The sequence below is a fragment of the Altererythrobacter sp. Z27 genome, assembly GCF_052683155.1.
The window spans coordinates 492,098-506,087 of the sequence record NZ_JBQYMC010000001.1 but is presented as its reverse complement, the minus strand read 5'-3'; the positions used below and the strand labels follow the sequence as shown (position 1 = coordinate 506,087).

The 13,990-nt window shown below is 62.2% G+C and carries 11 protein-coding genes and 2 tRNA genes; 5 read left to right on the top strand and 8 right to left on the bottom strand.

Annotation, left to right across the window (positions count from 1 at the left end):
- Window positions 1-4 precede the first annotated feature (4 nt).
- The 6 genes from ACUJ47_RS02540 to thyA all read right to left on the bottom strand — a co-directional run bounded on the left by ACUJ47_RS02540 (window position 5) and on the right by thyA (window position 5,480).
- Window positions 5-81 (bottom strand) — tRNA-Asp (locus ACUJ47_RS02540).
- 95 nt (window positions 82-176) lie between these two features.
- Window positions 177-743, bottom strand: a complete 567-nt coding sequence (locus tag ACUJ47_RS02535; RefSeq protein WP_445536893.1) for a YdeI/OmpD-associated family protein — start codon at window positions 741-743, stop codon at window positions 177-179.
- Between the two features lie 34 nt (window positions 744-777).
- Window positions 778-2,064: a dihydrolipoamide acetyltransferase family protein gene (locus ACUJ47_RS02530; RefSeq protein WP_445536892.1), complete on the bottom strand. Its 1,287-nt coding sequence runs from the start codon at window positions 2,062-2,064 to the stop codon at window positions 778-780.
- 5 nt (window positions 2,065-2,069) lie between these two features.
- Window positions 2,070-3,122: an alpha-ketoacid dehydrogenase subunit beta gene (locus tag ACUJ47_RS02525; RefSeq protein WP_445536891.1), complete on the bottom strand. Its 1,053-nt coding sequence runs from the start codon at window positions 3,120-3,122 to the stop codon at window positions 2,070-2,072.
- Window positions 3,119-4,420: a 3-methyl-2-oxobutanoate dehydrogenase (2-methylpropanoyl-transferring) subunit alpha gene (locus ACUJ47_RS02520; protein ID WP_445536890.1), complete on the bottom strand. Its 1,302-nt coding sequence runs from the start codon at window positions 4,418-4,420 to the stop codon at window positions 3,119-3,121. Before ACUJ47_RS02520 ends, ACUJ47_RS02525 begins: the two co-directional genes overlap by 4 nt.
- Window positions 4,421-4,523: 103 nt before the next feature.
- Complete coding sequence (thyA, locus tag ACUJ47_RS02515; RefSeq protein WP_445536889.1) at window positions 4,524-5,480, bottom strand: thymidylate synthase; 957 nt, start codon at window positions 5,478-5,480, stop codon at window positions 4,524-4,526.
- 112 nt (window positions 5,481-5,592) lie between these two features.
- Between thyA and ACUJ47_RS02510 the strand changes: the two genes are divergently transcribed.
- Window positions 5,593-5,669: transfer RNA gene (locus tag ACUJ47_RS02510), tRNA-Pro, on the top strand.
- A gap of 77 nt (window positions 5,670-5,746) precedes the next feature.
- Complete coding sequence (locus ACUJ47_RS02505) at window positions 5,747-6,505, top strand: SDR family NAD(P)-dependent oxidoreductase (protein WP_445536888.1); 759 nt, start codon at window positions 5,747-5,749, stop codon at window positions 6,503-6,505.
- A 32-nt stretch (window positions 6,506-6,537) separates the two neighbouring features.
- On the opposite strand, the gene recG is transcribed toward ACUJ47_RS02505, so the two are convergent.
- Complete coding sequence (gene recG, locus ACUJ47_RS02500; RefSeq protein ID WP_445536887.1) at window positions 6,538-8,598, bottom strand: ATP-dependent DNA helicase RecG; 2,061 nt, start codon at window positions 8,596-8,598, stop codon at window positions 6,538-6,540.
- A gap of 179 nt (window positions 8,599-8,777) precedes the next feature.
- Between recG and ACUJ47_RS02495 the strand changes: the two genes are divergently transcribed.
- The 3 genes from ACUJ47_RS02495 to mfd all read left to right on the top strand — a co-directional run bounded on the left by ACUJ47_RS02495 (window position 8,778) and on the right by mfd (window position 13,100).
- Window positions 8,778-9,203: a hypothetical protein gene (locus ACUJ47_RS02495; protein WP_445536886.1), complete on the top strand. Its 426-nt coding sequence runs from the start codon at window positions 8,778-8,780 to the stop codon at window positions 9,201-9,203.
- Window positions 9,204-9,280: 77 nt separating this feature from the next.
- Window positions 9,281-9,559, top strand: coding sequence for an FAD assembly factor SdhE (locus ACUJ47_RS02490; RefSeq protein ID WP_445536885.1), 279 nt, complete (start codon window positions 9,281-9,283; stop codon window positions 9,557-9,559).
- A gap of 55 nt (window positions 9,560-9,614) precedes the next feature.
- Window positions 9,615-13,100, top strand: a complete 3,486-nt coding sequence (mfd, locus tag ACUJ47_RS02485) for a transcription-repair coupling factor (RefSeq protein WP_445536884.1) — start codon at window positions 9,615-9,617, stop codon at window positions 13,098-13,100.
- Here mfd and ACUJ47_RS02480 read toward each other — a convergent pair.
- On the bottom strand, window positions 13,097-13,900 hold the full coding sequence (locus tag ACUJ47_RS02480; RefSeq protein WP_445536883.1) for an EAL domain-containing protein: 804 nt from the start codon (window positions 13,898-13,900) through the stop codon (window positions 13,097-13,099). The two genes, mfd and ACUJ47_RS02480, sit on opposite strands and share 4 nt — an antisense overlap.
- Between the last annotated feature and the right edge of the window lie 90 nt (window positions 13,901-13,990).

The following is a 13,990-nucleotide window of genomic DNA, read 5'->3' as shown; positions in this document are numbered from 1 at the left end:
CAAGTGGCGCGAGTGACGGGGCTCGAACCCGCGACCTCCGGCGTGACAGGCCGGCACTCTAACCAACTGAGCTACACCCGCTTGAAGCGTTGCACCGCTTGGGAGCCGCGCCACTAAGGCCTGTCGCTTGGGCTGTCAACGGTCAAATCGGCCAGATTTTGTCCAGCCCGCCACCGTCAGCAGTTTTCGTATTTCCAGTTCCGCTTCTTGCCCTCAGCAAGCCACTGCAATGCCTGTTCCATGCGCTTGGCGCGGGTTTCCTCACGCTTTGCCCCGGATACCCATTCGATATACTCCCGCCTGTGCGACGGGCCGAAATTGGCGAATGTTTCCTGTGCCTTGGGCGATGACGCGAGCATTTTTGCGAACTCGGGCGGGACCGCCAATTCGGGCTTGGGGGCACGCTTCGGCCGTGGCTTGCCGAGCGCATCGCGCCCTGCCTTGAAGCGAGCCATCAGATCCTCATTACTTGGCAGATCGTCGAGACTCACCAACTTTCCGAGTGACCCCATGGCGCCGCCTGCGCGCCCCTCGCCATGAATCACTACCCCGGCATGCGCCTTGAATGCGGGCGTACTGACCAGGTTCTTTCCGCCGATCATATAGGTCGGCATGCTCCATTTGATGCCTTCCTCAACGTCCGGCAAAGCGCGATGGACCAGGGTTCGGATATGCGAAAGGATAGGCCGCGCAAATGGCGCGGCCTTGGCAATATATGCGTCAATTCGCGGATCGGCAGGCATGGCGGCACCTCCCTGTGCCGCCACCCTACTACGATCAATCTGCCAGCAAAAGCACCGGCGTTTCGAGCAGTTTCTTGAGCTCCTGCACGAAGCTCGCCGCATCATAGCCATCGACCACGCGGTGATCGCAGCTGATCGAAATGTTCATCAGCTTGCGCTTCTCGATACGCTCGCCGCCCATGCCGTCGGGCACGAACATCGGGCGCTCGATGATGCGGTTGGGGCCGATGATGGCCACTTCGGGGCGGTTGATCACCGGAGTGGTGGCGACCCCGCCCAGCGGCCCGAGCGAAGTGATGGTCAGCGTCGAACCCGAGAGTTCGTCCGACATGGCCGAACCGTCGCGCGCGGCATTGGCCAGCCGCTGGATTTCATTCGCAATCTGCCAAAGGTTCTTTGCCTGCGCGTCGCGGATAACCGGCACCATCAGGCCGTTGTCGGTCTGCGTTGCCATGCCAAGGTGCACTGAGCCATGCCGAGTGACCACATTCGCCTCGTCATCGTAGCGAGCGTTGATCATCGGGAATTGCGGGATGGTTTTGCAGATCGCGCTTACCAGCAGCGGCAGCATGGTCAGCTTGGGCTTGCTGCCGCGATGGGCATTGAGATCGGCGCGCAATGCCTCAAGGGCGGTCACGTCGCATTCCTCGACATAGGAGAAATGCGGAATGTGGCGTTTCGATGCTGCCATATTTTGCGCGATCCGCTTCCTGAGACCAATCACCTTGATCGTCTCGTCAGCGCGCGCGCGGCCTGCGGGGGCAAAACCGCCGCCAGCATTGTAAGCAAGGAATGCGTCGAGATCGCCATGGCGGATGCGGCCATCTTCGGCGGGCTTCACTTCGCCCAGGTCGATCCCCAATTCGCGTGCACGCTGGCGCACGGCGGGGCTGGCGAGCACCTTCGCTTCATGCCGCGGTTCGGGCGCAGGAGTGGGGGCAGGCAGCGGCTCCGGATCGGGATCTGCTGCCAGCGCGTCGTCCGCATCCGAGGCATCGGAAGTTTCGACTTCGATCCGCTCTTCGACGATCTCGGACTTGGGCGCGGGGGCCTCCTCATGCGCGCCCTCGTCCGCTTCGCCCTCGACTTCGATCACGAGCAGCATCGCGCCGACCGAAATCGTGTCGCCTTCCGCGCCGGCCACTTCGAGCACCTTGCCCGACACCGGGCTTTCGATGTCGATCGTCGCCTTGTCGGTCATCACATCGACCAGGTGCTGGTCTTCGGAAATCGCGTCGCCCGGCTTCACGTGCCAACCGACGATTTCGGCCTCGGCCACGCCCTCGCCCACGTCGGGCATGTTGAAGGTGAATTTCGCCATCGGGATCAGTCCTTCAGAATCTTGTCGATCGCATCGCCAATGCGCACAGGCCCGGGGAAATAGGCCCATTCGAGGCTATGCGGATAAGGCGTGTCGAAGCCGGTAACGCGTTCGACCGGAGCTTCGAGGTGGTAGAAACAACGTTCGGTGACGAGCGCGGATAGCTCCGCGCCAAAGCCCGAAGTCCGGGTCGCCTCATGCACGATCAGGCAGCGCCCGGTCTTCTCTACCGAAGCTTCGATCGCTTCGATATCGAGCGGAACCAGCGTGCGCAGATCGAGGATTTCGGCATCGACGCCCTTTTCGCGGCACACCGCTTCGGCAACGTGAACCATCGTGCCATAGGCCAGTATGGTCAGCGCATCGCCTTCGGTGACCTTGCGCGCCTTGCCCAGCGGGATGCGGTAGTAACCCTCGGGCACCACGCTGTCGCGGTGGCGCTTCCAGGGCTCGACCGGCTTGTCGTAATAGCCCGAGAACGGCCCGTTATAGATGCGCTTCGGCTCAAAGAAGATCACGGGGTCATTGTCTTCGATCGCTGCGATCAGCAGGCCCTTGGCATCGTGCGGAGTCGAAGGGATCACGGTCTTGAGGCCTGCCACATGCGTGAACAGCGCTTCGGGGCTTTGGCTGTGCGTCTGGCCACCGAAAATGCCGCCGCCGAAAGGCGAGCGGACCGTCAAGGGAGCGATATACTCGCAGGCCGAACGATAGCGCAGGCGGGCCGCTTCGCTGATCAGCTGGTCCAGCCCGGGATAGATATAGTCGGCGAACTGGATCTCGGGCACCGGGCGCAGGCCATAGGCGCCCATGCCGACCGCCACGCCGATAATGCCGCATTCGCTGATCGGCGTATCGAAGACCCGGGTCTTGCCGTGTTTTTCCTGCAAGCCGGCCGTGCAGCGGAATACACCGCCGAAATAGCCGACGTCTTCGCCCATGATGATGACGTCAGGGTCGCGCGTGAGCATGATGTCGAGCGCATCGTTGATGGCCTCGATCATGTTGAGGCGGCGCTCGGCAACGACCAGCGTTTCGTCTGTGGTCAAATCGCTCATTCCTCAATGCTCCCCGGCCACTTGATCTTGCGCTCGCGGATCGCTTGCGCGGCCTGTTCTTCCAGGTGCCAGGGCAGTTCCTCGTAGACGTCTTCGAACATGGTGTGGAACGGGTGATGCATGCCATGTCCGAGGATGCCGTTTTTCTCGGCTTCCTTGGTCGCTGCCTTGACGCGCTCGGCGCATTCGAGGTCCATCGCCGCCTGGCGCTTCTCATCCCATTCGCCCAGTTCGATGAGGTGGTTCTTCAGGCGCATGATCGGATCGCCGAGAGGCCATTCCTCGCGTTCCTGCGCGCTGCGATACCCGCTCGGATCGTCCGAGGTGGAATGCCCCTCGGCGCGATAGGTGAAGTATTCGATCAGCGTCGGGCCGGCATTGGCGCGCGCGCGGTTGGCAGCCCATTGTTCTGCCGCATAGCATGCCAGTGCATCGTTGCCGTCGACTCTCAGGCCGGCAAGGCCATAGCCCAGCGCACGCGCGGCAAAGGTGGTGCGCTCTGCCCCGGCAAAGCCCGAGAAGCTCGAAATCGCCCACTGGTTGTTGATCACATTCAGGATCACCGGCGCGTTGTAGACCGTGGCGAAAGTGCAGGCCGAGTGGAAGTCACCCTCTGCAGTCGAGCCTTCGCCAACCCATGTCGCAGCGATCCGGCTGTCGCCCTTCGCTGCACTGGCCATCGCCCAACCCACAGCCTGCGGGCATTGGGTGGCGAGGTTTCCGCTGATCGAGAAGAAGCTGTTTTCGCGGCTCGAATACATGATCGGGAGCTGGCGCCCCTTCAGCTTGTCACCCTTGTTCGAATAAATCTGGTTGATCATGTCGACGATGGGATAACCGCGCACGATCAGGATGCCCTGCTGGCGATAGCTCGGGAATACCATGTCATCAGACGCCAGCGCCATCGATGTGGCAATGCTGGTGGCCTCTTCGCCGGTGCACTTCATGTAGAAGCTGGTCTTGCCCTGCCGCTGCCCGCGGAACATCCGGTCGTCGAAAGCACGAACCATCGCCATGTGGCCAAGCATCGTGCGAAGCGTTGCCGGATCGAGTTTGGGATCCCATGCGCCATGGGCCTTGTTGTCTTCACCCAGCACGCGGATCAGCCCGAAAGCGAGATCGCGCATTTCTTTGGGGTCGGCCGCCTCGTCGGGGCGCGCATGAGCGCCCGCTGGCGGGATCTCGATATGACTATAGTCGACAGTATCGCCGGGCCGGAATTTCGGCTCGGGCACGTGGAGCTGAAGCGCAGGCTTGTTGCGCTTTGACGATGGCGAAATGTCGGGCCGATCGGCCATGTCCGGGCTCTCCCCCGCTACAGCAGGTCTGTAGCAATCTTTTAGGATCGAGTTATTTTATTTCAAGAAGCGCACCCGGTCAAGCCAATGCCCCCCGTTCCACCTATACCGCAACAGGTGCCTTGATCGGCCCGTGCGGCGTGTAATTTTGCACCACGAAATCCTCGATCCGGTAATCGAATATACTCTCGGGGCGGCGCGTGATCTCAAGGATCGGGTGCCCTTGCGGCTCGCGCGCAAGCTGTTCGGTGATGAGGTGCTCGTGATTGAGGTAGAGGTGGACGTCACCACCCATCCACACGAGTTCGCCCGGCTCAAGATCGGTCTGCTGCGCGATCATCCGCTGCAGCAGCGCCGCCGACCACAGGTTAAACGGCAGGCCCAGCGCGACATCGCAGCTGCGCTGGTAGAGCACGCAGTTCAGGCGATCCCCGGCGACATGGAACTGGTAGGTCTTGTGGCAGGGCGGCAGCGCCATCTGGTCCAGCTCCGCGACATTCCAGCCTTCAATGATATGGCGGCGACTGCCCGGATTGCTGCGCAAGCTCTCGACGACCTGGGCGACCTGGTTGATCCCCTCGCCCTTCTCGTAGAGCCCGTCCTTGCGGTAGCGATAGGTCGGCCAGTCCACCCATTGCTTGCCATATACCGGGCCGAGATCGCCCCAGCGCATGGCGAACTCCTCATCGTCGGCAATGCGCTGGACGAAATCGTCGAGCGCAATGTCCTCACCGGTTTCCTTCACATAGCGAACGTGCGGCCATTCGTTCCAGATCTTCACACCTTGCAGAACGAGCGGGCGGATGTTGGTGTCGCCGGTGAGAAACCACAGCATCTCGCGTGTCGCGGTTTTCCAATAAACGCGCTTGGTCGTGAGAAGCGGCATGGCACCGCCAGCAAGGTCGAATCGTAGCATCGCGCCGCAGATCGACCGGGTGCCTACTCCCGTGCGATCGACCCGCTCGCTGCCATGCTCCCAGATCTGGCGCATCAGTTCGAGATATTGCCATTCCGGGTGACGGATGGCGGAATTTTCGGAAAGATTCGCAGCACTGGCCATGCGCCGACCCTAAACCTGCATTTGCCCGCTTGCCACCCCGCGAGCACCTGCCTATAGGGCGCGCCTTGCCTCGGCCCACAGCTTTTTGCGAGCGTGGTGGGCACGACACGGTCGGGGAGTAGCTCAGCCTGGTAGAGCACTGTCTTCGGGAGGCAGGGGCCGGAGGTTCGAATCCTCTCTCCCCGACCAATTTCGCTACACAAGCAGTTACATTCCAGCATTCGTGATAGTTGCCCGCGCTTTTCGCATGGTTCACGCTGCGCGACATGAACCTATTCGATCTCAGCGGGCAGACCGCAGTCATTACCGGCGGCAACAGCGGCATCGGCCTTTCCATGGCGCGCGGCCTGATCAAGGCTGGCGCGGATGTCGCAATCTGGGCGCGGAACGAGGACAAGAACGCAGCGGCGGTCGAGGAACTCAACGCGCTGGGTGGCGGGCAGGCCGTGGCTTTCCCTTGCGATGTCGCGGAAGAAGAAACGATCGCCTCTGCCATGGCATCGACGCTCGATAGCATGGGCAAGGTCGACATCTGCTTCGCCAATGCCGGGATCGGCCAGGGCATGGCGTTGCCCGAGATGACCGCCGAGGCTTGGGACCGCGTGATGTCGGTCAATGCTCGCGGGCCCGCGCTGACCTATCGCTATGTTACCGAGCATATGGTTGAGCGCGGCGTCGGCGGAAAGCTCATCGCGACAAGCTCTGGCCAATCGATCATGGGGGTCAACCGAAGCTCGAACTATGCCGCGTCGAAGGCTGCGGTGAACGGCCTTACCCGCGCCGCGGCATTCGAGCTGGCTCGCTACAGGATCACAGCAAATGCGCTGCTGTTCGGTTTCTATGAGACCGACCTGACTGCGCAGGCTGACCCGCGCTTCGCCGAATGGATGACCAAGCGCATCCCGCTACGGCGCTTTGGCGATCACGAGGGCCTGGAGGGGCTGGCCGTGTTCTTCGCCTCGCCGCACAGCGATTACATCACTGGGCAATGCCTGCCTGTCGATGGGGGCCTATGCATCAGTTGAATGGGGCGGGCCTGCCTCGCAAACATCCGCCCCTAACCGCCTCTCAGCAGTTGCACCCCCCAATCGCGCTCGAACAAATAGAGCAGCAAGCGTGCTGCCTGCCCGCGTTCGCTGGCCAGCCCCCCATCGCGTTCGATAAGCAGGCGCGCATCGGCATGGGCGGCCGGTAAGAGACGCGTGATCTGTTCAAGATCGGCGACGCGGAAAGGAGTATCGCCCGATTGCCGCGTCCCGAGCAGTTCGCCGCCGCCGCGTAGTTCAAGGTCCTCCTCGGCAATGCGAAAGCCGTCTTGCGTCTCGCGCATCAGTGCCAGGCGGCGCTTCGCCGTTTCCGACAAGGTGCTCCCGCGCAACAGCAGGCACACCGCCTGTTCGCTGCCCCGGCCAACGCGCCCGCGCAGCTGGTGCAACTGCGCAAGGCCGAACTGCTCGGCCTGCTCCACCACCACCAGCGTGGCATTGGGTACGTCCACCCCCACTTCGATAACCGTGGTCGCAACCATCAGCTTCGCGTCACCCGCGACGAACCGCTCCATCGCGGCGTCCTTCACTTCGGGCTTTTGCTGGCCATGCACCAGCACCACGGCATTCCCGAACCGCTCCTTGAGCGCGGCATAGCGCGCTTCGGCCGCAGCCAAATCGGCGATTTCGCTTTCGTGCACCATCGGGCAGACCCAGAAGGCCTGCTGCCCGGTTTCGAGGTGACGCGCGATCCCGTCGACGACCTCCGCCATACGGTCCATCGCCATCACGCGCGTGATGATCGGCTTTCGCCCGGGCGGCATTTCGTCGAGGCGGCTGACATCCATTTCGCCATATTGCGCAAGTGTGAGCGTGCGCGGGATCGGGGTGGCGGTCATCGCCAGCGTATGCGGCGTTTGCTTGCCCTTGTTCGCGAGTTGCAGCCGCTGTGCCACGCCAAAACGGTGCTGTTCGTCAATCACGACCAGCCCCAGATCCTTGTAGTTCACCGTGTCCTGGAAGATCGCGTGCGTACCGATCACGATGTCGATGCTGCCATCGAGCAAGCCCATCAGGATGCTCTCGCGTGCCCTGCCCTTGTCGCGCCCAGTCAAGAGCGCGACTTCGACCCCGGTGGGTGCAGCCATGCTGCGGATCGTTTCATAATGCTGACGCGCAAGTATCTCGGTCGGGGCGAGCAATGCAGCCTGCTTGCCCGCCTCGTTCGCGATCAACATCGAATAGAGCGCTACGACCGTCTTGCCCGCGCCCACGTCACCCTGCAGCAGGCGCAGCATGGGGGCGTCTTGCACCAGATCGCCCTCCATCTCTGCGATCGATCGTTTCTGCGCGCCCGTCAGCGGGAACGGCAGTTGCAACTTGCTGCGCAGGTGCCCGTCACCCTTGAGCGGCTGGCCCTTGCGGCGGCGATTGTCTGCGCGCACCAGCATCAGCGCGAGCGAATTCGCCAGCAGCTCATCATAGGCGAGGCGATCACGCGCCGAAGGGTTCTCTCCCTTGTGCGCCAGTAACAGCGCATCCCGCCATGCGGGCCAACCAGCACGATCGAACTGCGCCGGCTCAATCCACTCCGGCAAATCGGGCACCCGTGCCAATGCCTGCTGCGCGAGCCCGGCAACGCGCGGTTGGGTCAGTCCTTCCGACAGGCCGTAAACCGGCTCGTTGAGTCGCCCCAGCGTCGCCCCGCTCTCGCTCTCGACATGATCCGGATGGACGATTTGCAGCATGTCGCCAAAGCGATCGAGCTTGCCCGCGACCCAGCGCTTCTCGCCGACCGGCAACTGCTTGCGCGCGGAAAATGATGCGCGCCCGAAATATGTCAGGGCGCAGATATTCCCCGCGCCGTCCTGCGCCAGCACCCGATAAGGGCCACGCCCCGAACGCGGCGCGCGATGTTCAACCGGCGTCAGCGCGATCACGATCTGCTCGCCTTCCGTTGCGTCGTCGAGCGTTTCGACGGCGCGCCGCGACACGAAGCGTTCGGGCAAATGATAGATCAGGTCACGAACACGGGTCAGCCCAAGCTTTTCGAGCGGCTTGCGCAATTTTGGCCCGACGCCTTCCAACGCGTCTATTTCAACGAACAGGGGATTGAGGGCTTCGGGGCGCATCCTGTGCTCCCTAACCGCTTTGTTCGCGCATGCGAAGCCGCGGGAAGACTTGCCACCCATCCCTTTTTGCGATCTAACGCCTGCATAGGCGACGCTTTGGGGGGAAAGGTCGCATCCTCTCTGCACTGATCCAGCAAGCCTTACGGGTCGCAGCGTAGTACCAAGAGAGGGGACTCAATATGATCCGTAAACTGACTATCGCCCTTGCGGCGGCATCATTCGCGTTCACGGCAGCTCCGGCAATTTCGCAGGACACTGAACAGCCACGCACCACCTACAGTATCGAATTCCTGCGTTTCGCCCCCGATAAGGCCGACACATGGACCGAGATGAACGATAAATATTGGGCGCCCGCAGCAAAGAATGCCGGGCTCAAGCCTGCACAGGTACACTGGCTGATGGATGGCGAATGGGACCTGATGGTGGTGCGAGAAATTCCGCGCGGTCTCGCTGCATTCGACACGCACGCCTCGCGCGAGCGGGCGGCCTGGCAGGCCGAGTTTCTCAAACTCGTCGGCGGTGAAGAAGCAGCCAAGAAGATGCGCGAGGAACAGGGCCAGCTGATCGATGCCTCAATGCGTTTCTTCAGTCACACCCATCCATGACGATTACGCCCCCTTGATCGCAAGGGCATGATCAGACAGAGGGGGCGCCATTCCCAAACCGATTGGCGCCCCCTTCCATGCCCGAAGCCCTTACATTCGATGCCCGCCTTGCCCGCGCCAAGTTTCGCGCCTGGCATCGCGGCACGCGCGAGGCCGATTTCATGATCGGCGGCTTCTTCGATCGCTATCACGGACAGTGGGAAGAGGCTGAACTGCGCTGGTTCGAGGCACTGCTCGATGAAGATGACGTCGATGTGATGGCATGGGCGCTCAAGACCCTGCCGGTTCCGCCACGCTTCCAGGGTGACCAGATCGAGCTGATGCAGCAGCTCGACTATGTCGACATCCCGCGCTAGGCGCTGCCCCGTGTGATCGCAGGATTCCTGCCTGCATCGCAAACCTGACCTGACCATGCCCGACTTCAATCGCATCCTTTCGGCCAAGAAGCCGCAGACACTGGCGTCGGTTGCGCGCGGAGCGCAGCCGCTGGTCATGAGCGATCTCGCGCGCGCCGCCAAAGGCCGCGCCGTATTTATCGCTCCCGATGACGCCGCGATGCGTTCGGTCGCGGATGCCGCCAAATTCTTCGCGCCCGAACTCGAAGTGATCGAGCTTCCGGCATGGGATTGCCTCCCATACGACCGCGCCAGCCCCGCGCTTTCGGTCAGCGCGCGGCGGCTTGCGGCCCTGCACCGCTTGCAGACCGGCAAGGCCGGGACGCAGTTGCTCGTGACGACTGTGAACGCAGTGCTCCAGCGGGTGCTCACGCCGTTCCGCATCCGCGAGAGCGTACGCGAGTTCAAACCAGGCACCGTCATGGGCCACGCGAGCCTCTCTGCATTGTTGCAGCGACAGGGATATTCGCGCACCGACACGGTGGTCGATCACGGCGAATATGCGCTGCGTGGTTCTATCGTCGATATCTTCCCGTCCAGCCTCGAACAGGGGCTTCGGCTCGACTTCTTCGGCGACGAGCTCGAGAGCCTGCGGCTGTTCGATCCGAACACTCAGATGACGGTCGGCACACTCGATCGGCACCTTCTGCTTCCGGCTAGCGAAGCCCTGCTCGACGAAGACAGCATCAAGCGCTTCCGCAGCCGCTATCGCGAGTTGTTCGGTGCGCCCGCCACGCAAGACCCGCTCTATGAAGCGGTGAGCGACGGCAGGCGCCTCGCCGGAATGGAACATTGGCTTCCGCTGTTCGAGGATCGGCTGGCGACGATATTCGACTACCTTACGCCTGACGACATAGTCGTCATCGAAAGCGGCGCAGTTGGGGCGGCAGAGGAACGCTTCAAGGACGTTGCCGATTACCATCAGGCGCGCCGGAAAACCGCCGGACAGGCTGCTGGCAGCTATCGCCCACTCGGCGAAGGTGCGCTCTATCTGGAACAAGGCGAATTCGCGGAATTGCTGGCAGGGCACACCGTTCATCGCAGCGTGATCTTTGCCGAACCCGAAAGCGACAATGTGATCGATTTCGGCTTCGCATCGGGCCGCGACTTCGCACCTGAACGCGCGCGCGGCGACAATGTCTACCAGCTTACTGCACAGCATCTTGCGGCGCTGGGCAAGGCAGGAAAACGCCCGCTTCTGGCCGCCTATTCCACCGGCAGCCGCGCTCGCATCGCTTCGATCCTAGGCGAAGTGGGTACGCAGCTAAAGCTGGCAGACAGCTGGCAGGAGGCGCTTGGCCTTTCTGCCAAGGGGCAACCGGTTGCCATGGTGCTGCCGCTAGAAACCGGCTTCGCCAATGCCGAGCTCGAACTGCTCACCGAGCAGGACGTGCTGGGCGACCGGCTGGTCCGGCGGCGCAAGCGGCGCAAGGATTCGGACGCCTTCCTCGCCGAGCTGCAGGCGCTCGCGCGCGGTGATCTGGTGGTCCATGTCGAACATGGGATCGGCAAGTATCTCGGGCTTGAGCCGATCACGGTCGGCAAGAGCCAGCACGATTGCGTGATGCTCGAGTACAAGGGCGGCGACAAACTCTACATCCCGGTCGAAAACATCGACGTGCTCAGTCGCTACGGTTCGTCCGAGGATGCGGTGATGCTCGACCGGCTCGGCGGCGAAGGTTGGCAAAAGCGCCGCGCCCGACTCAGAGAGCGCATCCGCGAAATCGCCAACGAGCTGATGCAGGTAGCGGCTTTGCGCGCGCTCAAGAAAGCGCCGGTGCTCGAAGCCGAGGCTTCGGTTTACAACCAGTTCGTCGAGCGTTTTCCTTGGGAAGAGACCGACGACCAGGACGCCGCCATCGGCGACGTGCTGCAAGATCTCGAAAGCGGCAGACCGATGGACCGACTGGTGTGCGGCGATGTCGGCTTCGGCAAGACCGAGGTTGCGCTTCGTGCGGCATTTGTCGCGGCGATGAGCGGCCAGCAGGTGGCGGTAGTGGCTCCAACCACTCTTCTCGCGCGCCAGCACTACAGCAATTTCGCCGAGCGCTTTTCGGGCTTCCCGCTCAAGGTCGGGCGGCTTTCGCGCCTGGTTCCCGCCAAGGAAATGGCCGAAACGCGGGAAGGGCTGGAAAAAGGGGACGTCGATATCGTGATCGGCACCCACGCCATCCTTTCGAAGAGCACGAAATTTCGCAATCTCGGGCTGGTAATCGTCGATGAGGAGCAGCGTTTCGGGGTCAACCACAAGGAACGCCTCAAGCAACTGCGCGCCGACGTGCATGTGCTGACGCTCACCGCGACGCCGATTCCGCGCACGTTGCAGATGGCGATGAGCGGGCTGCGCGAGCTCTCCACAATCCAGACCCCGCCGGTCGACCGCCTCGCGGTGCGCACCTATGTGATGGAGTGGGACGACATGGTGATGCGCGAGGCTTTGCTGCGCGAGCATCACCGCGGCGGGCAGAGCTTTATCGTCGTGCCGCGCATTTCGGACATGGGCGAAGTCGAGGAATGGCTTCGCGAACACGTACCCGAAGTAAAGGCCATTTCGGCCCATGGCCAGATGGGTGCAGGCGAGGTGGAAGAGCGTATGAGCGCCTTCTACGACCGTAAATACGACGTGCTACTTTCGACCACGATTGTCGAAAGCGGGCTCGACATACCCAGCGCCAATACGATCATCATTCACCGGGCGGACCGCTTCGGCCTGGCCCAGCTGTACCAGCTGCGCGGCCGCGTGGGACGTTCGAAGCTGCGCGCCTATGCCTATCTCACCTATGAGAAGGACATGCAGCTTTCCGAAGTCGCGGAAAAGCGGCTCAAGGTGCTGGGGGATCTCGACTCGCTTGGCGCGGGATTCCAGCTCGCAAGCCATGACCTCGACATTCGCGGGGCAGGCAATCTCCTAGGCGATGAGCAATCGGGCCATATCCGCGAAGTCGGCTTCGAACTTTACCAGTCGATGCTGGAAGATGCGATCCTGGCGGCGAAGGCGGGCGAAGTCGGCCTCGCCGCAGAGCGCGATACGCTTTCGCCGCAGATCACGGTCGACGCACCGATCATGATCCCCGAAGACTATGTACCTGACCTGGCAGTGCGAATGGCGCTTTATCGCCGGTTGAACGACGCCAAGGACAAGGCCGAGATCGAAGCGATTGCTGCCGAAATGATCGACCGGTTCGGCGCGCTCCCCGATGCCACGGCCAACCTCGTCAAGCTGATCGAGATCAAGCATCAAGCGATCATCGCCAATATCGCCAAGATCGATGTCGGCGCGCGCGGCACTCTGGTGAGCTTCCACAAGGACGATTTCCCCGACCCGGCAGGCTTGCTCGCCTATGTCGACCGATTGAAGGGCACAGCGCGGCTTCGCCCCGACATGAAGCTGGTGATCGAGCGCGCCTGGGGCGACCCGCAAAGCAGGCTCAACGGGTTGTTCCAGCTTACCAAGGGGCTGTCGACGATCGTCAGGAAAGCGAAAAAAGGCGCTGCCGCCTAGGCAAGCTGCAGCAATTCCTCATACGCCAGCGGTTCCGAGCCGAGGAAACCCTGCCAGCTGGAGCAACCTTCTGCGACAACGGCAAGCCTCTGCTCCTCGGTCTCGATCCCCTCGGCCACGACATCAAGGTCGAGTACGCGCGCCAGCGTGACGATAGCGCGAAGCACCGCCAGGTCACGTTCGCTTTCGGCAATGCCCAGCACCATCGAACGATCGAGCTTCAGCGCATCGAGCGGCAAGCGCTTGAGATAATCGAAATTGCAGAAGCCCGCGCCGAAATCGTCGAGCGCAATGCGAATGCCGAGATCCCGCAATTGCTTGAGCCGGCGTGCAGCCAGGTCGAGATCGCCGAGCAGCAGTTCCTCGGTGATCTCGAGTGTTACCTGCGTCGGATCGAGCATGCTTGCAGCAAGTTCGCTGGAGAATCGCGCGACAAAACTGTCTGCGAGCAGTTGCTTGGGCGTCACATTGAGAGACAGGCCCAGCCTTTCGGGCCAATTCTTCGCCTCGACGACGGCCAGTGAGAGCATGTGGCGCGGCATGTCCTCGGCCAAACCCGCCTTGGCAGCGAGGTCGAATAACTCGCGCGCGCCGATCTCGCCACAGCTCGGGTGGATCCAGCGCGCGAGCGCCTCTGCGCCGACCATGCGGCCGCTATCACCCGCGAATTGCGGCTGGAAGCGAATTTCAACCTGTCCCAGCCTCAACGCCAGTTCGAACTCGTCCGCAAGTTCGCTCGAGTCGCGCTCGAATAGCGCTGATTGCTGCTCGCCTGACCCGGGACGCCGAAGAATTGTCATGCGAAGTGCCTACACATCACAGGGCAGGAGTGCCTGTCCAAAATTGCGTGCGTTGAAAAATGGCACAACCCGCCATAGGGAGGAGTGCCA

Coding starts and splice junctions, on each gene's coding strand:
- recG (WP_445536887.1), bottom strand. CDS start 8,598: ATGCGCCCCGAAGCCCTCAATCCCCTGTTCGTTGAAATAGACGCGTTG.
- ACUJ47_RS02490 (WP_445536885.1), top strand. CDS start 9,281: ATGCCCGAAGCCCTTACATTCGATGCCCGCCTTGCCCGCGCCAAGTTT.
- ACUJ47_RS02520 (WP_445536890.1), bottom strand. CDS start 4,420: ATGGCCGATCGGCCCGACATTTCGCCATCGTCAAAGCGCAACAAGCCT.
- ACUJ47_RS02480 (WP_445536883.1), bottom strand. CDS start 13,900: ATGACAATTCTTCGGCGTCCCGGGTCAGGCGAGCAGCAATCAGCGCTA.
- ACUJ47_RS02495 (WP_445536886.1), top strand. CDS start 8,778: ATGATCCGTAAACTGACTATCGCCCTTGCGGCGGCATCATTCGCGTTC.
- mfd (WP_445536884.1), top strand. CDS start 9,615: ATGCCCGACTTCAATCGCATCCTTTCGGCCAAGAAGCCGCAGACACTG.
- ACUJ47_RS02525 (WP_445536891.1), bottom strand. CDS start 3,122: ATGAGCGATTTGACCACAGACGAAACGCTGGTCGTTGCCGAGCGCCGC.
- ACUJ47_RS02530 (WP_445536892.1), bottom strand. CDS start 2,064: ATGGCGAAATTCACCTTCAACATGCCCGACGTGGGCGAGGGCGTGGCC.
- thyA (WP_445536889.1), bottom strand. CDS start 5,480: ATGGCCAGTGCTGCGAATCTTTCCGAAAATTCCGCCATCCGTCACCCG.
- ACUJ47_RS02505 (WP_445536888.1), top strand. CDS start 5,747: ATGAACCTATTCGATCTCAGCGGGCAGACCGCAGTCATTACCGGCGGC.
- ACUJ47_RS02535 (WP_445536893.1), bottom strand. CDS start 743: ATGCCTGCCGATCCGCGAATTGACGCATATATTGCCAAGGCCGCGCCA.